The sequence below is a fragment of the Advenella sp. FME57 genome, assembly GCF_014897675.1.
In the GTDB taxonomy this organism is placed as follows: domain Bacteria; phylum Pseudomonadota; class Gammaproteobacteria; order Burkholderiales; family Burkholderiaceae_B; genus Advenella.
The window spans coordinates 67,641-84,607 of sequence record NZ_JABUXU010000005.1 but is presented as its reverse complement, the minus strand read 5'-3'; the positions used below and the strand labels follow the sequence as shown (position 1 = coordinate 84,607).

Annotated in this window: 15 protein-coding genes; 6 read left to right on the top strand and 9 right to left on the bottom strand. The window is 55.2% G+C overall.

Annotation, left to right across the window (positions count from 1 at the left end):
* Nucleotides 1-249: 249 nt before the first annotated feature.
* Nucleotides 250-711, top strand: a complete 462-nt coding sequence (soxR, locus tag INT32_RS07610; RefSeq protein ID WP_193088133.1) for a redox-sensitive transcriptional activator SoxR — start codon at nucleotides 250-252, stop codon at nucleotides 709-711.
* Here soxR and INT32_RS07605 read toward each other — a convergent pair.
* Both INT32_RS07605 and INT32_RS07600 read right to left on the bottom strand, forming a co-directional pair.
* A complete protein-coding gene (locus INT32_RS07605) occupies nucleotides 637-1,530 on the bottom strand; it encodes an arylamine N-acetyltransferase (protein ID WP_193088132.1) in 894 nt (297 codons plus the stop codon). The two genes, soxR and INT32_RS07605, sit on opposite strands and share 75 nt — an antisense overlap.
* Before the next feature lie 63 nt (nucleotides 1,531-1,593).
* Nucleotides 1,594-2,394, bottom strand: a complete 801-nt coding sequence (locus INT32_RS07600) for a helix-turn-helix domain-containing protein (RefSeq protein ID WP_193088131.1) — start codon at nucleotides 2,392-2,394, stop codon at nucleotides 1,594-1,596.
* Nucleotides 2,395-2,717: 323 nt separating this feature from the next.
* Here INT32_RS07600 and INT32_RS07595 point away from each other — a divergent pair, with 323 nt between their 5' ends.
* The gene (locus INT32_RS07595; RefSeq protein ID WP_193088130.1) at nucleotides 2,718-3,038 is read left to right on the top strand and encodes an antibiotic biosynthesis monooxygenase; all 321 of its coding nucleotides are present in this window, start codon (nucleotides 2,718-2,720) and stop codon (nucleotides 3,036-3,038) included.
* Nucleotides 3,039-3,119: 81 nt separating this feature from the next.
* Nucleotides 3,120-3,596: an OsmC family protein gene (locus tag INT32_RS07590; protein WP_193088129.1), complete on the top strand. Its 477-nt coding sequence runs from the start codon at nucleotides 3,120-3,122 to the stop codon at nucleotides 3,594-3,596.
* Between the two features lie 145 nt (nucleotides 3,597-3,741).
* On the opposite strand, the gene INT32_RS07585 is transcribed toward INT32_RS07590, so the two are convergent.
* Nucleotides 3,742-5,040, bottom strand: coding sequence for an MFS transporter (locus INT32_RS07585; RefSeq protein ID WP_193088128.1), 1,299 nt, complete (start codon nucleotides 5,038-5,040; stop codon nucleotides 3,742-3,744).
* A gap of 143 nt (nucleotides 5,041-5,183) precedes the next feature.
* Here INT32_RS07585 and argE point away from each other — a divergent pair, with 143 nt between their 5' ends.
* Complete coding sequence (argE, locus tag INT32_RS07580) at nucleotides 5,184-6,347, top strand: acetylornithine deacetylase (protein WP_193088127.1); 1,164 nt, start codon at nucleotides 5,184-5,186, stop codon at nucleotides 6,345-6,347.
* A gap of 103 nt (nucleotides 6,348-6,450) precedes the next feature.
* Here the strand turns inward: argE and INT32_RS07575 are convergent, their stop codons facing one another.
* The 3 genes from INT32_RS07575 to INT32_RS07565 all read right to left on the bottom strand — a co-directional run bounded on the left by INT32_RS07575 (nucleotide 6,451) and on the right by INT32_RS07565 (nucleotide 10,025).
* Nucleotides 6,451-7,032 (bottom strand): DUF4760 domain-containing protein, encoded by a 582-nt coding sequence (locus INT32_RS07575; RefSeq protein WP_193088126.1) that lies wholly within the window; start codon nucleotides 7,030-7,032, stop codon nucleotides 6,451-6,453.
* 340 nt (nucleotides 7,033-7,372) lie between these two features.
* A complete protein-coding gene (locus INT32_RS07570) occupies nucleotides 7,373-9,163 on the bottom strand; it encodes a PQQ-binding-like beta-propeller repeat protein (protein ID WP_193088125.1) in 1,791 nt (596 codons plus the stop codon).
* 79 nt (nucleotides 9,164-9,242) lie between these two features.
* Entirely contained in the window at nucleotides 9,243-10,025 is a 783-nt protein-coding gene (locus tag INT32_RS07565; protein ID WP_193088124.1) for a c-type cytochrome, read from the bottom strand.
* Between the two features lie 401 nt (nucleotides 10,026-10,426).
* On the opposite strand from INT32_RS07565, the gene INT32_RS07560 reads away from it, so the two are divergent.
* Both INT32_RS07560 and INT32_RS07555 read left to right on the top strand, forming a co-directional pair.
* Nucleotides 10,427-11,446, top strand: a complete 1,020-nt coding sequence (locus tag INT32_RS07560) for an XdhC family protein (RefSeq protein ID WP_193088123.1) — start codon at nucleotides 10,427-10,429, stop codon at nucleotides 11,444-11,446.
* Nucleotides 11,447-11,453: 7 nt separating this feature from the next.
* Complete coding sequence (locus tag INT32_RS07555) at nucleotides 11,454-12,095, top strand: NTP transferase domain-containing protein (protein WP_193088122.1); 642 nt, start codon at nucleotides 11,454-11,456, stop codon at nucleotides 12,093-12,095.
* A 163-nt stretch (nucleotides 12,096-12,258) separates the two neighbouring features.
* Here INT32_RS07555 and INT32_RS07550 read toward each other — a convergent pair whose 3' ends face one another.
* The 3 genes from INT32_RS07550 to INT32_RS07540 form a co-directional block, all read right to left on the bottom strand.
* Nucleotides 12,259-14,598, bottom strand: a complete 2,340-nt coding sequence (locus tag INT32_RS07550) for a xanthine dehydrogenase family protein molybdopterin-binding subunit (RefSeq protein ID WP_193088121.1) — start codon at nucleotides 14,596-14,598, stop codon at nucleotides 12,259-12,261.
* Nucleotides 14,595-15,059: a (2Fe-2S)-binding protein gene (locus INT32_RS07545; protein WP_193088120.1), complete on the bottom strand. Its 465-nt coding sequence runs from the start codon at nucleotides 15,057-15,059 to the stop codon at nucleotides 14,595-14,597. Before INT32_RS07545 ends, INT32_RS07550 begins: the two co-directional genes overlap by 4 nt.
* 359 nt (nucleotides 15,060-15,418) lie before the next feature.
* Nucleotides 15,419-16,942 (bottom strand): aldehyde dehydrogenase family protein, encoded by a 1,524-nt coding sequence (locus INT32_RS07540; protein ID WP_193088119.1) that lies wholly within the window; start codon nucleotides 16,940-16,942, stop codon nucleotides 15,419-15,421.
* Between the last annotated feature and the right edge of the window lie 25 nt (nucleotides 16,943-16,967).

The following is a 16,967-nucleotide window of genomic DNA, read 5'->3' as shown; positions in this document are numbered from 1 at the left end:
CAGCACCATGCGCATCGCCGCCAGTTGCACTCAGGAGGTTTCTTGACGTGGATCATATTTTTTAAATTTATAGACCACAACAACCACAGGGATATTTCACATGCAATCGATTGCCCGCAATACGGCCATGGATATTGCTATGCGCTCGCAGCTTGCGCTACCTGTTCACGCACCGCCGCCCCTGGCACACCGGCAGCGGGCCGATCACAGATATAATCACTGAACCATAGTTGAGGTGCGGGAGCGCCCATGCCAGAGATAAAACCTGAAGAACACGGAAAACTACTGTCGGTGGGCGACGTAGCCCGACGCAGCGGCGTGGCGGTATCTGCGCTGCACTTTTATGAACGCAAGGGATTAATTGCCAGCGTACGAAACAGCGGCAACCAGCGCCGCTACAAACGCGAAGTCCTGCGCAGAGTGGCCATTATCAAGGTTGCACAGCGGGTGGGCATTCCATTGACGGAAATTGCCGAAGCGTTTGCCACCCTGCCCAGCGGCCGGACCCCGAGCGCAGCAGACTGGGAACGCATGTCCCAGGTCTGGCATGATGATCTGAGCGACCGCATCCGGACGCTGACCAGCCTGCGCGATCAGCTTACCGAATGCATAGGGTGTGGTTGCCTGTCGATTGCGTCATGCCCCTTGCGCAACTACCTGGACAGGCTCTCGGACGAGGGACCGGGCGCCCATTTCCCATCCCTGGGCTAACAGCTGCCATTTCTTTGCAAACGCCGTCATATCCGGCACGCAAATCCCAAAAACGTCATGCAACGCGGCTTGCGCCGCTTGCGCGCTTTCCAGCATGGTCTGTTCAGTCTGTCCATCCTCATAACGCGTGGTTAGCAGATTGTTGCGCAAGGTATAGCGCCCATTCTGGAAAATCCTGGCTGCCACAACGGAATGACGGAAATGGGAATCGTCGTGCGTGGATGTGTAATAGTTGGGCGCAATGTAGTCCACCGGATGCTGCCGGGTCAAATCGAACCGGTACATATTGCGCCAGCCTGTGTTGGTATGAACCTGTAGCCAGTAATCGCCATCAATCAGCAGACAGCGATAAGTGCCGTGGCTGGTTTGCTGCAGATTTTCCCGGTTCATCACCATGGGCGCGGGAATGGAGTTGCCGCCAAAGCCCACGTCGACAATGTAAGGGCGATGATCCAGCCTGACATGCAGCAGCATATGGGAGCGAGGGGTAATGGCATTATCGTCGGCACCCCACAGCACACGCGCCAGCAGATTGGACACAGTAAAGCCCAGACGGCGCAACACATGGGCGAACAGCAAATTCTGTTCATAGCAGTACCCGCCGCGCTCACTGAATACCAGTTTGTGCTCAAGGCTGGGCAAATCGATCGGAACCGACCGGTTCAGAAACGGGTCCAGATTTTCAAATGAAATAGTCTTCTGGTGCAACAACTGCAGCGCTGCCAGCGTCTCCAGCGTGGGGTCCTGGGATCCTGTATAACCGAGTTTGGCAAAATACGCATTCAGATCGATTTTGTAATCTGTGAGCGGGGTCTTCATCAAAACACTCCGGGTAAAAGAATAAATGACGATCGCAGTGTAAAACCTCAACCTACATTAAGGTCAAGCCATCTGCTCCACAGGCATGTCCAGATTCCGCAGGATCGCTGCAGAACCGGCATTGGCCGGCAAAAATATTTCCAGCACCAACTCCGAAAGCGCAACCTCCAAAGGGGTCCCAAAGGTCATGGTCGCGCTCAGTAAAGACAACACACCCTCGTTCGTGTCCAGCTGCAATGGCACGGCAATGGTATGGTTGACACGCGGCAGATGCGGGATGCCATCCGGGGTGGGATAGGCAACCAGCTCATCATACAGCGCCAGCAGCCACGGGTCGGCCGTCTGCTCGTACTGGCGCTGCAACCGTTGCAGCAAATGCGCACGCCATTCAGAAAAATTGAGAATGCGCGCTGCCAGCCCTTGCGGATGCAGGCCCAGCCGCAGTACGTTAACCGGCGCCTCCAACAGCTCAGGCGCCACATCGGCAAGCAACAACGACAGGCTGCGGTTGGCATGCACCAAATTCCAGTGGCCATCCACCGCCATGGCAGGAAAAGGTTCATGCGCCGTCAGCAAGGCAGTGATCGCGCTATGCGCTTCATGCAGCGGCGCATCGTTCAGCGCATGTTCGGCATAGTGAGGGGCATAGCCGGCGCACAGCAGCATTTCATTGCGCTGCCGCAGGGGAATATCCAGATGTTCAGCCAGTAAAAGCAACATCTGGCGGCTGGGCTGCGCCCTGCCGGTCTCCATGAAACTCAAATGCCGGGCGGAAATATTTGCCAGGCAGGCCAGGTCCAGCTGACTGTAGCGCCGTCGTTGTCGCCAGTCGCGTATGAGACCTCCAACAGTGGTTTGTGTCATGATTTTCGCAGGTTTGAATGGTCGGCGCAGGCATGCGGACGCACACACGGGCGGTCTGGCGTGTCACCACAAATACAAAAGCAAAAGCAGCTTGTTGGCTCAATCATAATCGGGTCCTGAACAATAAACCATTACCTGGCTGGTAATGGACATGCGCCGCGTTTTACATCACAGTAGATGCAACCGAACTCATCACACCACACCTGCGGCCCGATGACAATTGCCATCGATTCGTAAAATAAAAGGAATATCGCATGATCGAGCTGTCCACATCAAGTCCTGACTTACACAAAAATACAAATCACCGTACGCTTGTATCGTCTGTGAGTCAGCCTACAGAAGAGACCTACGTCATTATCTTTCATCTGAAAGCGGGCACGCAAGCACAGTTTCTCGCGCTACTGGAACCCGTGCTGGACGCCATGCGCGACGAAACCACATTCGTCAATGCAGCGCTGCACCGCGACCCGGTATCGGACACCGTCTATATGCTCTCTGAAACCTGGCTGGATCGTGAAGATGTGCTGAATGTCCAGATGCACAGGCCTTATCGCCAGGCTTTCTGGGATATCCTGCCGGAACTGCTGGAGCAACCCAGACAGATACAGGTATGGAAACCGATCAGGACCGATCTGACCGTCTGAAGTTACAATGTGCGGGCAACGATCATGGCGGGTCCTTCGCCCAGCCCGATGTTTTTATCATTCCTGCACCAGGAGCAGACCATGGCAGTCACTCACAACTATGACGTTATCATCGAATGGACCGGCAATCGCGGTGTTGGGACGCGCGACTATAAAAGTTATGATCGCGACCACGTCATCCGTGCCAATGGCAAACCCGATATCGCAGGCTCTTCGGATGCGGCATTTGCCGGCGATGCGCAGCGCTGGAATCCTGAAGACCTTCTTGTGGCCTCCGTGTCTGCCTGTCATAAATTGTGGTACCTGCATCTGTGTTCAGACGCCCGCATACAGGTCATGAGCTATATCGATCAGGCCCATGGCGTTATGGTGACCCACGCCAATGGTGGTGCCTTCAGCAAGATTGTGCTTCGGCCAGTCATCACCATTAGCCGAGAGCAGGATATCGACAAGGCTCGCCAATTGCATCACGACGCCCACGCAAAATGCTTTATTGCCAGTTCGGTGAATTTTCCGATAGAAGTCGAACCGGAAATTCGGGTCGCCGCAGCGCAATAACGCAGGTGTGCGCGAGCAGCCGGCAAATGCCTCAGCGTTGACATAGCCACTTCGAAATACCCGTTTTGAAATACCAAAGGCCACATGACAATCGCCATGTGGCCTTTATTACTGCTATGTCAACTACCAACCTGCACGGGCACCATCAGTGCGTCACTTCGCTATCGGCACGTTTGCCCAATATGATGGCCGCAACCAGTCCCAGACCAACCCCGAACATCACATAATAGGTTGGCGCCATGGGTGAACCGGTCTGCTGAATCAGCCAGGTAACGATGAACTGGGCAAAGCCGCCAATCAGCATGACCGCCAGGTTATAGGAAATGGACAGGCCGAGCGAACGCACGCGCGTTGGAAACAACACGGCCATCACCGTACTGAAAACAGCAAAGAAAGCCGCCGCACACAGACCGGTGGCCAATTGCACCACAATCAGTTTGGAGATGGTGGGTGCTGCCGTGAGCCAAGAATAGATCGGGAACAGAATCACAAAATACAGACCCAGTGAGCCGATCAGCAACCGGCTGCGGCCAATGCGATCGGACAGCAGGCCCATCAAGGGCGTGAGAATAACCACCCACAATGCCCCCAGCATCTGCACTTCAAAGGTTTCCTGCAGCGGCAGTTTCAGTATTTTCGTGGCAAACGTCACCAGATAAGTGAACGTAATATACACGGTCACGGTGGCCGCCGCCACAAGCCCGATACCCAGAACTGTTTCGCGCCAGGCATTGACCAGCAGTTCACCGATCGTGATACGGCGTCCTTCTGCTGCTTCCAGCTTTTTGGCATTGCGAAACACTTCGGTTTCATCCAGTTGTCGCCGAATATATACTGCCACCGGAATGATGATCAGCCCGACAAAGAACGGGATACGCCAGGCCCAGGCTTCGATTTCTTCCTGCGTAAAATACACGGTCATCAAGGTGCCGGCTGCGGCGCCGATCAACAGACCGATCATCTGTCCGGTCATTTGCCATGAACCGTAGAATCCGCGTTTGCCTGGTGGCGCCATTTCAATCAATAGCGCCGTGGCCGTACCGAACTCTCCGCCTGCCGAAAAACCCTGGATAAGCCGCGCAATCAGAATCAGGACAGGAGCCAGAATGCCTGCGGTCAGATAGGTCGGCGAAAAAGTGATAATTGCCATGGACACGGCCATCAGCGACGTGACCAGCACCAGCGCCGCTTTACGCCCGTTCCTGTCGCCATACATGCCAAGGATGATGCCGCCCACCGGCCGCATGAAAAAACCTACTCCGAATATTGCAGTTGTCATGAGAATAGCGTTCAGATCACCACTTTCAGCGGACGGATCCACAGGAAAAAAGAGCCTGGCGATAATTGGCGTCATGAAGGCGAAGACCAGAAAGTCGTACCATTCCAGCGCATTGCCAATGACTGCAGCAGCCAGGTTGCGCACCGAAACCTTGGTGGATTGCATGAAAATGTCCTTTACCGGTTAGAATAGAAATTAAAATACTTTGTAATGACATACAGCACAAGCACGCAAGAATAGTTAACGTGTAAAAACACCGATTCTGTGGTTTTTCCATACTCCTTATCCTGTATCAAGGACAATTTCGCATGACAACCAATATCACCAAAGAAGAATGGCTTGCCACTCTGGTCGGCATGGACACAACCAGTCGCAACTCCAACATGGGGCTGATCGAAACCATTCGCGACGCGCTGTCCGCCCAGGGCGTCGATAGCTGGCTCACTACCGATGACAAGGGTGCCAAGGCCAATCTATTTGCCACCCTGCCGGCATCCGACGGGCAGACCCAGGGCGGCGTCGCGCTATCGGGACACACCGACGTCGTACCGGTGGACGGGCAGGACTGGAACAGCGATCCGTTTGTGCTGTTGCCTTCGCAAGATCGCTTCTACGGTCGCGGCACCTGCGATATGAAAGGATTTATTGCGACTGCAATGGCCCTGGTGCCCGAATTCCTGCAGCAAAAGCGCACCAAACCCATCCATCTGGCCTTTTCCTATGACGAAGAAGTCGGTTGTGCGGGCGCGCCGTTCATGCTCAAGGATCTGCAAAAACGCAATCAGAAAATAGATGGGTGCGTGGTCGGCGAGCCCACGGGCATGCGGGTGGTGGTTGCGCACAAGGGAATTAATCTGTTTACCTGCCGCGTTCACGGCAAGGCGGCACACTCGTCGCTCACGCCCTTCGGCTGCAATGCCATTGAACACGCGGCCAGACTGATCTGCCATATTCGCGACCTCGCCGATCACTATCGTGATACCGGCCCTTATGACAAGCACTATGACGTGGCCTATTCAACTATCACCTCCAATAAAATCCAGGGCGGTATTGCCGTCAATACAATCCCCGGCGAGTGCCAGTTCAACTACGAGTTCCGCAATCTGCCCGGCATGCCCGGCGAGCAAATCCAGGCCAAGATTCAGGAATATGTAAGTAACGAGTTGCTGCCGCGCATGCAAAAAGAATATCCTGATGCGCGCATCGATATCAGCGCCGATGCCAGCGCCCCACCGCTTGAGGCCTCTGAACAGGCAGCGATTACAGAACTGGTTCGGGCACTGACCCAGGACCACGAAACACGCAAGGTTGCTTATGGCACCGAAGCAGGTCTGTTCCAGCAGCTGGGCATCCCCACCATCGTGTGTGGTCCCGGACTGATCGAGCAGGCGCACAAGCCCGACGAATTCGTGGACTTTTCACAATTGAATGACTGCGAAAATTTCCTAAGAAAACTGTCGGCAAGTCTTTGAATGCCATAGGGCCTTTTCTTGCGGGAAGGTATTGCCGAGAATCAAACGCTGTTATTGATCGGCAATACTGCGCGCATCGCGCAACTGCAAATAACCCCCGTCGTCACACCGCTTTGTCACGCCGACTTATCTTCTTGTCTCTTTTGGCCATCCAATCTGCCGCAAGTTTATCTACATGACAGTAGACGTACGATGCGCTTTGCTGTCGTTCCCGTATATAAGGTCGCAACGCTTTCCATACTGTCAAGACCGTAGACGCGTATGACCTAAACAGCACTTTTGAATCATAAGCTTTGATTTCAATACCAATCGCCATTCTCTCAAAACTGTTCAAAACTTCTCGAATGCATAGTAAATCTTGATCATTTAGTGCGGCGACGCTAAGTTCTTCTGCTGACTTATTATTTGCAATTTGAACAGCATTTGCTATATATTTTTTTGATATTTCCGAAGATAGATAATTGTTCTGAAAATCAAGAGCGTTTTTGACCCGAGCTATTTTTCTTTGAGTTCTAAGACCGTTATGCGCTATCAGGGTCGCTAAGGACATGATGGGAGCGGTGGGATTGTTTTTCGCAAATTGCCATACCGTCGCCCGGTCAAAATGATGGCATCCTGCGACAGCGAGCACTAACGAGAAAGCGCCCCAAAGGGGCGCTCTTACTGAACAGCCATTAAACATCATTGGCCGAAGTCCTGTTCGTCATGTTTCATATGACCTCCTGCATAGCGTAACAAACGATAAATCGTTCTACCATGCACCGATTATAGAGCAAACCAGAGCTGGAGATCGCGCATAAATGTCCTGATTATGGCCAGGAATCGCCATACGAATTGCCGCATTGGCCTGCGCGTAAATCCTCTATGATCGCTTGTGCGGCTGATCAACCTCCACAAAAAAAGATGAGCCCCTAAAGGCTCATCCCTTTTTTACCAACATCGGCTAACGAAAAAAACGCTGTTTGCCTCTGGTTTATCGAACCCGCGTGACAGCAGAACACTGTCACGCAACTTCGTTCGCAACCTTATTTCTTGCCGTCCGTGGCCTTTACATCATCCAGCGCAAATACAAATACCGAGTGGCCGGAGTCAACAACGTTTTTCAGCTCGGGGCTCAGAATCGCAGCGGGCGGCGTCTGGGCATTCGGGCCTGTCACAACGGCGATGTACTGCTTGCCATCAACACTGTAGGTCATTGGGAAACCGCCGATCGAGGTGTTTAAGCGAATCGACCACAGCTTCTCGCCGTTGTTCTGGTCATACGCAGCAAACTCGCGCATGCTGTCGCCGGTAAAGACCAGGCCACCACCGGTGGTCAGCACGCCAGAGCTAAAAATCGGTTTCTGCTTTTTAACCCACAGGAACTTGCCGGTTTTCACATCGACCGCATACACGCGACCCACGCTATCTTCTCCTGGCGCAAACGATACTGCACCCGATGCCTGGGCACCAACAGATTCGCCGGTACGCAGCTCTATCGGCTTGGGCGTGAGCTCCTTGCATGAAGAACTGACCGGAACATACAGGGCGTTGGTCAGCGGGCTGTAGGCCGCTGTCATCCACAATTTACCCAGATCGCGTCCGCCACATACCTTGACCGTTTCGTCGATGGATTTGGCTTTCAGATCGGTATTGGTAATGACCTTGCCGTCTTGCGTAAATCCCTTGATCACATTCTGGAAAACGGTATCGCGTGCCCACAGCAGCTTGCCGGTATCACGATCCAGCACAAAAGCAGTACCGTATTTGCCGGGAACGGATGCAATCACGTCATATTTCTTGCCCGCTTCCACATCCTTGCTCATATAGGCCACTTCATCCTTGGATGGCGCAATCTGGCTCTCTACAAGCACGCGTTCAAACGGGCTGTCCAGATCCCAGTCGTCATTGGGCATATGCTGATAATGCCATTTGACTTTGCCGGTTTCCGCATCGATGGCCAGCGTAGAGCTGGTGTACAGTGCATCGCCATCGCCACTTCCGCGCAAAATGGATGGGTACGGAATCGGCATGCCTACGCCCCAGAACAGCATTTTGCGTTTTGGATCGTAAGAGCCGGTGATCCAGGGCGAGCCGCCCCAGCGATTTTCCTTGGCCAGACCGCCCCAGCTGTCGTCTACAGCTGGATCGCCAATGGTGTTCAGACGCCACAGTTCCTTGCCTGTTTCGGCATCATGGGCGGTAATATAGCAACCGCCTGCCGTGCCAGTGATACTGCAGCCAGACGTCCCGGTGAAGACTTTGCCGTCAACGACCAGCGGGCCTGCGGTAAAGCTGTAGCCTTTTTCCCATTCATTGACCTGGACTTCCCACAGTTTCTTGCCGGTTTTCGCTTCCAGCGCGACCAGTTTGGCATCCGGCGTTGTCAGATAGACCTTGTCTTCGTACAGTGCCAGCGAATTGCGCTGGCGATTGGCCTGCGCATCATGATAGCCGCCAGTAAACTTGGGCAAGGGCTGGGTGTATTCCCAGATCAAGTCGCCCGTTGTGGCATCCAGCGCCTGCACATGGCTGCGATTCATTCCAAGGAACATGATGCCGTCGTGAACCAGCGGCGCCGTTTCCTGCAGACCGCCTACCGGCATGGACCACGCCCAGGCCAGATCCAACTGTTTGACGTTCTTTTTATTGACCTGATCCAGGGGGCTGTAACCCTGATTGTCAATGGTACGGCGCCAGCTCGGCCAGTCGCCGTCGGCAGGATTCAGAATCTGTTCATTGGAAATGGGTTTGTAATCGTCGATCTTCACTTGTGCCTGAGCCGCACAGGCAAACATCACTGCGGCAGATACAGCCAGAAGGCTATGAAATTTCATTTTAGATCCTATTCTTCAATATTCGTTACGCGTCGCGGCTCACAAGAGAGGCATCACGACGTTGGGTCAAATGTACTGATCAGCGCGCGGCTTTGGCCTGTTCTGCTGAAACTCCTCCATAACTGTTGCCCCAGCTGTTGCGAACGTAAGTAGCAACGGCAGCAACCTGCTCGTCATTGAACTGGCCACCCAGGGCCGGCATACTGTTCAGGCCATGGATAATCGTGCTGAGCAGTGCAGGCGCATTGGCCAGCCTGTCGAACCCTTCCAGCTTCGTGCCGAACGCCCCCTGGCCTTCTGCACCATGGCAGGCAGCGCATGTGCTGCTATACACTTTGGCGCCGGCAGCCATCAATTCAGGCGTGGCTTCTACTTTTTCACCAGCCACTTCAGGCTTTTCTGCCGTACCCAATACAGAGACCATCACGCCAACGTCGGAAAAATCCTGGCCGTTCATGTCGCCCGGTTTTTTGTCGCCGTCAAAGCGATACAGGGGAAGGCCGCCGTAACTGACCTGGGACACACCCTGGTCATTTTTTTCTGCCTTGAGCAGGCCCGGCAAAATTTCGTGGCCCAAAGGACGGCTCTCGGAAACCACGGGGTCCCAATGCTTCATACAGGCTTCATCGCAGCTGGCTTTGCTCTCTTTGGTCAGGGTATACAGCGTGTACCCTTTCTCGTCGACAAGAAATGGCGTCATGGTGCCGCTGGTGCCCTTGGCAATCAGGGTTGTGGAGGTTGACCCGGCAGTCTTGTCCGTGCCTTGTGAATCGGCTGCCGCGTTTGCATTTGCCAGGCCAGCAAAGCCGAAGGTAGCCGCACACGCGACTGCTGCGGCAGTGTGTGTCAGTTTAATTTTCATTGCTTTTCTCGTGTTGGGAGGGTTCGAATTAGTCATTGCTCAAGCCATAATTTGGTTGACTAGTCAATGATATAGGTCAAATGATATGCTTTTATTTTCGCCGGGACAACCCATCTGCCGGTCTTTTGCTCAATTGGTTACCTCATCAAGGACTTACCGTTGATTCCATCCGCCGCCAACCGGATATAACGTTGGTAACCCGACACAACACACCCTCTTTTCACTGCTGTTTTGCAACTCCAAAGGCCCAGGACCTGCCGGGACGCCGCAGATGATGAGCGAGCGGCAAAGCCCTTGCCTGGCTGCCCAATCCCGCCGATTGCATTACAATCGAAATGACATGACGACTGTCATCAACTTGGGCTATACACGGCCCCGACAAACAGGAACAGGCGGTAGTAATGGAAAATCTTGATGTCCTCGTACTGCGCAAACTTTGCGCCTGGCGCCAGGAAGGGAAAAAGGCCCTGCTGGCCACAGTCATTCGTACCTGGGGCTCCTCGCCGCGCCCGCTCGGATCGGTCATGGCCTTGTGCGAAGACGGCGCGGTGGTCGGCTCGGTTTCGGGCGGCTGTATTGAAGACGACCTGATCTATCGCTACACCGGCGGCAACGAGAATGCAGTGCTGGTCAATGGCGGACCGCCCTGCCTGGTCCGCTACGGCGTGACCGCTGAAGAAGCCTATCGCTTTGGCCTGCCTTGCGGCGGTACCCTGGAAATCCTGCTGGAATTCAATCCCGATGCGCAGGCGCTGGATGAGCTGGTGGCGGCCCTGGAACAGGGCCAGTTGATGCAACGCGCCGTGCAACTGGATAATGGCATTGTTCAGCAGCAGCCGATTGATCAGCCGTTACCGCTCAGTATTGACGACAAGACGCTGAAAAACACCTTCGGTCCGGAGTTTCGCATGCTGCTGATCGGCGCGGGCCAGTTGACCGAGTACGTGGCCACCATGGCCCTGTTCAGCGGCTTTGCCGTGACCGTCTGTGACCCGCGCATCGAATACCGCAACGGCTGGTCGGTACAGGGTGTAACTGTGCTCTCGGAAATGCCCGACGACGTGGTTACCGCTTTTCGGCCGGACCGGCGCAGTTGCATTATTGCCTTGACCCATGACCCCAAGCTGGACGATCTGGCGCTGATGGAAGCACTGCTGTCAGATGCCTTCTATGTGGGCGCCATCGGTTCGCGTCGCAATAATCACATTCGTCGTCAAAGACTACAAGAGCACTTTGGCATCACGCCGCAACAGCTTGCCCGTCTGCGCGGCCCGATCGGCGTATATATTGGCAGCAAGTCTCCCGCCGAAATTGCCGTCAGCGTCATGGCCGAAGTGATCGCTGTGAAAAACGGCCTGCTGCTGCCAGACAGTTTCGATGTCTCCCATGCCAAGGCCAACCTTTCTGAATACGCCGCCTGACACTGACATGCCGGAAGCTGATTGCCGAACCCCCGCTCCCGATATCGTCGCTCTTGTTCTGGCAGCTGGCAAGGGATCCCGTTTTGATGCCTCGGGCGCACGTTACAAGCCCGTGCAGCCCTTGGCCGATGGGACCCCCATGGTCTATGCCGTCTGTCATACGTTGCTGCAACATACTGATGCTGTCACTGTTGTCTGCGGTCCGCAGCAGGAGGCGGTGCGCAATGCGCTGGGTGGGCTGCCGGTAAACCTGATTCATTGCGCCGATGCTGACATGGGCATGAGCGCCTCGCTGCGTTGCGGGATCAGTCACAGCCCGGCCCGAGTTGGCTGGATCATCGCCCTTGCCGATATGCCCTGCATCCACACAAATACGGTGCAGGCAGTCGCCACGCGCCTGCGCCAGGATGGCCTCATCATACGCCCGCAATTTCAGAACAGGCCCGGGCATCCCGTGGCATTTGCGAGTCAGTTCAAGGACGAACTGCTGCAGGTGACGGGCGACGAGGGTGCACGCGCAATCGTCCAGCGCCATCCCGAGGCGTTAACGCTCATTCCCGTCAACGATCCCGGTTGCCTGCTCGATATTGATACCCAGGAACAATTGCAGCAGCTTGGCAAGGCCAGCGCCCTGCCCGCGCGCCCATAGAAACGGGGCGCATCAAGCGCCCCGTTTATTTCAGGTAAGACACCAGGAGAAGCACCTGTCAGCACCTTGAGCGGCAAAGAGGCGTGCATAAGCAGCCTTCTTTGCCAGCACTACATACCCAGGCCAAACAATCACAGGTCTGCCCCCTGCTTAACTGCCTCCCTTAACTTTTTTGCTGCGTCTGATTACCAATAGGCAAGCTGCGAATCCGCTTGCCGGTAGCGGCAAAAATAGCATTGCACAGGGCAGCCGATACCGGTGGCGTGCCGGGCTCGCCCACGCCACCCAGCGGCGCATCATAATCACTGGCCGCGACCAGATGAACATGAATTTCACGCGGCGCGCTCATCATGGATGTGATGCGATAGTCATGGAAATTGCTTTGCACCGCCGCGCCGTTCTTGAAACTGATTTCACCCGTCGTGGCCAGACTCACCCCCATAACCGTTGCGCCTTCAATCTGGGAACGAATGCGCTCGGGATTGACTTGCGGCCCGCAATCGACCGCGACATCCACGCGCGGGATGGAAACCTCGCCATTGTCTGACACTTGCACATGAACCACTGTGGCGACATAGGTGACAAAGCTGTAGTGCGCTGCCAGCCCCATGGCCTGCCCTTTTTCTGCAGATTTGCCCCAGCCTGCTTCGCGCGTGACCACTTCAATCACATTGCGCAGGCGGCCCGTATCCACCGGATACTTTTCGGGAGACTCGTCGTGATTCCATGAATCTGACAGGTCGGCCGGGTTAATGCGCCTGGCAGGGCCGATCAGATCGAGCAGGAAGTCCCTATGGTCCTTGTCCAGTTCGGCGGCCATTTCCGCGACAAAGGACTGGATGGCGAACGCACGGGGAATGTTCGAGACCGAACGGAACCAACCAATGCGGGTATGAGCCTCGGCTTCGGGATTCTCGACCCGAACATTGGCTATGGCAAAAGGCACGTTAGCGGCACCCATGCCCAGTTCTCCTGCTGACTGCAGCTTGGTGTCGGCAAAAGTGGAGCCAATGGAGGGCGCCGCAGTGCGGTGCAGCCACGCCGTTACCTTGCCTTGGGCGTCCAGCCCCGCTTCCAGATGCTCCACCGATACGGTGTGATAATAGGAATGCTGAATGTCATCTTCACGGGTCCAGGTAACCTTCACCGGTTTGCCGTCCATCGCCTTGGACAGCAGCCCGGCTTCGACCACAAAATCCGGCTTGGACTTACGGCCAAAACCGCCGCCCAGCAGTGTCTGATTGACCTTGACGTTTTCCGGCGGCAGCTCAAGCCATTTGACCAGCATGTCATGCGTCGCCTGCGGCGCCTGGACACTGGCCCAGGCTTCACATTTGCCATCGACGATCCTTACCGTTGCCACGGGCGTTTCCATGGGCGCCTGAGCTAGATGCGGAACGTAATACTCGGCCTCTATGCGTTTGGCCGCACTGCCCAGTGCAGCCATTGCATCCCCATCGTTGCGCACCGCTTTATCGGCCGGCTTGCGTACCGACGCTTCAAGCTGCTTGCGGTATTCTGTCGAATCATAAGAGGCGTGAGGGCCCCCATCCCATTCGATCTTCAATGCCTTGCGCCCTGCAATGGCCGCCCACGTATTGGTCGCAATCACGGCCACGCCGCCCAGCGGATTGAACATGGCCGGCGGTGGCGATCCGGCCAGCGTCACCACTTTTACCACACCCGGAACTTTCAGCGCGGCCGTGTCGTCGACCTTGACCAGTTTGCCGCCGAACACAGGAGGACGGGCAACCACAGCGTACAGCATGCCTTCAAGCCGGACATCCTGGCCATATTGCGCGCGGCCCGTAACGATATCCATGCCATCTGCAATATGTGTCTGCCCTTTGCCTATATAGCGAAAGGCGTCTGCCGATTTTAGTTTTAGCGCTTCGCCGGATGGTACATCAAGCTGCGCCGCTTTCTGCGCGACGTCACCGAAACCGAGTTTCTTGCCGGTTGGCGTATGAATCAATTCATGATTTTTGGCCTGCACTTCGGATTCGGGCACATTCCACTGGCTGGCAGCCGCAGACACGAGCATGGCCCGCGCAGCAGCGCCCACGCGCCGCATCGGCATGAAGAAATGGCGCACACTGCGCGAGCCGTCGGTGTCCTGATTGCCGAAACGTGCTTCTTCAGCCCAGGCCTGCTTTACTGTCACACGCCCCCAGTCTGCTTCCATTTCGTCGGCAACAACCATGGGTAGACTGGTCCTGACGCCCTGTCCCATTTCGGCCCGGTGACAAAGAATCGTGATTGCGCCATCGGCGGCGATTGCCACGAAAACCAGCGGATTGTCGACCGTGCCATGCGGCATGGCGTCGGCGCCATACTTTTTGGGGCCCTTCTGTTCTTCGCCTTCGGCAAGGGCGCGCAATGGCACTCCGACGGCCAGCACAAATCCGCCCAGGGCCAAGCCCTTGAGCATTTTGCGACGACTGATATTGCTGATCTGCACATCGGCAGCAGCCATGGCAAATGCATTGTCACGTATATTCATTTTGCACCTCCGGCCTGTGCGACATTCTTGATGGCGCTGCGGATACGCGTATAGGTGCCGCAGCGGCACAGATTGCCGCTCATCGCCGCGTCAATATCGGCATCGGTCGGCGCCGGCGTCTTTTTCAGCAGAGCCGTGGCAGACATGATTTGCCCCGTTTGACAGAAACCGCATTGCGGCACGCCCATTTCCACCCAGGCTTTCTGCACCGCTTTGCCTGTCTCGTCATTTTCCAGGGCTTCAATCGTGACGATTTGCTTGCCTACGGCAGCGGTAATCGGCGTCACACAGGATCGTATCGGCTCACCGTCCAGATGCACCGTACAGGCGCCGCATAGCGACATACCACAACCGAACTTTGTCCCGGTAAATCCGAGGTGATCGCGCAGCGCCCAAAGAATGGGCGTGTCATCCGGCAGATCAACATCATGCTTCGAACCGTTAATTTCAAGTGTAATCATTGCAGCTATCCTTTCCGTTCGTTGCTAAACAAAACCATCATCGTAAAGCCCCATCATTAACGTGCTGTCGCACCCGACGCAGGCAAACCAGACTCGCTTTACTGTATTCAGTATAGCAATCTTATCGGGATTGTGATCAACTTCCTGATAACCACATTTGTCCTAACGTTTTGCGCCAGTATGATCTGGCCGCCCGCTATGGCCAAGCAGCGCAGATGACAATGCTAAGTTGTCTTTGACGCAGAAATAAAAATGAAATACAAATGCAACAGAAACGCAAACCGGCGCATATTTGCAGTCATAAGGCCTGCACCGGTCAGTTGGCTGGACCGCCAGATGCGGTCCGACACGCACAGCGATCAGAAAAAACCCAGCGCCTTGGGGCTGTAGCTCACCAGCAGGCATTTTGTCTGCTGGTAATTGGACAGCGCCATTTTGTGATTTTCCCGCCCGATGCCCGACTGTTTATAACCACCGAATGCAGCATGAGCCGGATACAGGTGATAGCAATTGGTCCAAACCCGGCCTGCCTCAATACCCCGTCCCATGCGATAGGCGCGGGAACCATCCCGGGTCCATACGCCTGCGCCCAGACCATAATAGGTGTCATTGGCAATGGCCAGTGCTTCTTCTTCATCCCGGAACGTCGTAACAGAGGCGACCGGCCCGAAAATTTCTTCCTGGAATATGCGCATATCATTCTTGCCGGAAAGCATGGTGGGTGTCACGTAATACCCCTCCTCCAGACTCTGCACACGATTGCGCTCGCCACCGGTCAGGCACGCTGCGCCCTCATCACGACCAATATCAATATAGCCCAGGATCTTGTCCATCTGCGCCTGCGACGCCTGAGCGCCCACCATGGTATTCATATCCAGCGGGTTGCCGGTCTTGATCTTTTGCACGCGGTTAATGGCCTTCTCGATGAACTGATCGTATATGGACTCCTGGATGAGGATGCGTGAAGGGCATGTGCACACTTCGCCCTGGTTGAGCGCAAACATCGAAAGCCCTTCAAGCGCCTTGTCAAAAAAGTCGTCTGACTGATCCATGACATCGGCAAAAAATACATTCGGGCTCTTGCCACCAAGCTCAACGGTGGACGGAATCAAGTTGTCGGCAGCCGCATGCAGGATATGCTTGCCTGTGGCGGTCGAGCCGGTAAAGGCAATTTTGGCGATACGCTTGTTGGTAGCCAGCGCATTGCCCGCTTCCTTGCCATAGCCATTGACAATATTGATCACACCGGGAGGGAACAGATCACCAATAATTTCCATGAGCACCAGGATCGAAGCGGGTGTCTGCTCGGCCGGCTTGAGCACCACGCAGCACCCTGCTGCCAGTGACGGCGCCAGTTTCCAGATCGCCATCAGGATCGGAAAATTCCATGGAATGATCTGCCCCACCACACCGAGTGGCTCGTGAAAATGATAGGCCACCGTTGTATTGTCGATTTCGGAAATACCCCCTTCCTGCGCCCGGATGCATCCGGCAAAATAGCGCAAATGGTCCACTGCCAGCGGCAGATCGGCAGCCATCGTTTCACGCAGGGGCTTGCCATTGTCAATGGTTTCAGCTACCGCCAGCACTTTCAGATTCTGCTCCATGCGATCGGCCATTTTCAGCAGCAGGTTAGCTCTGTCGGTCGTCGAGGTCTGCCCCCAGGCACGGCGTGCCGCATGCGCAGCGTCCACGGCCCGCTCGATATCGTCGGCGCCGGACCTGGGGACTTCGCAAAACACCTGACCATTGACCGGAGAAATATTCTCAAAGTATTCGCCCGAGACCGGTTCCACCCATTTGCCGCCAATATAGTTGCCGTACTTGGTCTTGTAGGGGTAATCGGTGTCAATACCAAATTGCTTCAAATCGGATAGATTCATGTCTTATCTCCAGATATTCATTTTT

Bases quoted from the DNA above. Each gene is read 5' to 3' on its own strand.
- soxR (WP_193088133.1), top strand. From the start codon at position 250: ATGCCAGAGATAAAACCTGAAGAACACGGAAAACTACTGTCGGTGGGC.
- INT32_RS07605 (WP_193088132.1), bottom strand. From the start codon at position 1,530: ATGAAGACCCCGCTCACAGATTACAAAATCGATCTGAATGCGTATTTT.
- INT32_RS07600 (WP_193088131.1), bottom strand. From the start codon at position 2,394: ATGACACAAACCACTGTTGGAGGTCTCATACGCGACTGGCGACAACGA.
- INT32_RS07590 (WP_193088129.1), top strand. From the start codon at position 3,120: ATGGCAGTCACTCACAACTATGACGTTATCATCGAATGGACCGGCAAT.
- INT32_RS07585 (WP_193088128.1), bottom strand. From the start codon at position 5,040: ATGCAATCCACCAAGGTTTCGGTGCGCAACCTGGCTGCTGCAGTCATT.
- argE (WP_193088127.1), top strand. From the start codon at position 5,184: ATGACAACCAATATCACCAAAGAAGAATGGCTTGCCACTCTGGTCGGC.
- INT32_RS07575 (WP_193088126.1), bottom strand. From the start codon at position 7,032: ATGATGTTTAATGGCTGTTCAGTAAGAGCGCCCCTTTGGGGCGCTTTC.
- INT32_RS07570 (WP_193088125.1), bottom strand. From the start codon at position 9,163: ATGAAATTTCATAGCCTTCTGGCTGTATCTGCCGCAGTGATGTTTGCC.
- INT32_RS07565 (WP_193088124.1), bottom strand. From the start codon at position 10,025: ATGAAAATTAAACTGACACACACTGCCGCAGCAGTCGCGTGTGCGGCT.
- INT32_RS07560 (WP_193088123.1), top strand. From the start codon at position 10,427: ATGGAAAATCTTGATGTCCTCGTACTGCGCAAACTTTGCGCCTGGCGC.
- INT32_RS07555 (WP_193088122.1), top strand. From the start codon at position 11,454: ATGCCGGAAGCTGATTGCCGAACCCCCGCTCCCGATATCGTCGCTCTT.
- INT32_RS07550 (WP_193088121.1), bottom strand. From the start codon at position 14,598: ATGAATATACGTGACAATGCATTTGCCATGGCTGCTGCCGATGTGCAG.
- INT32_RS07545 (WP_193088120.1), bottom strand. From the start codon at position 15,059: ATGATTACACTTGAAATTAACGGTTCGAAGCATGATGTTGATCTGCCG.
- INT32_RS07540 (WP_193088119.1), bottom strand. From the start codon at position 16,942: ATGAATCTATCCGATTTGAAGCAATTTGGTATTGACACCGATTACCCC.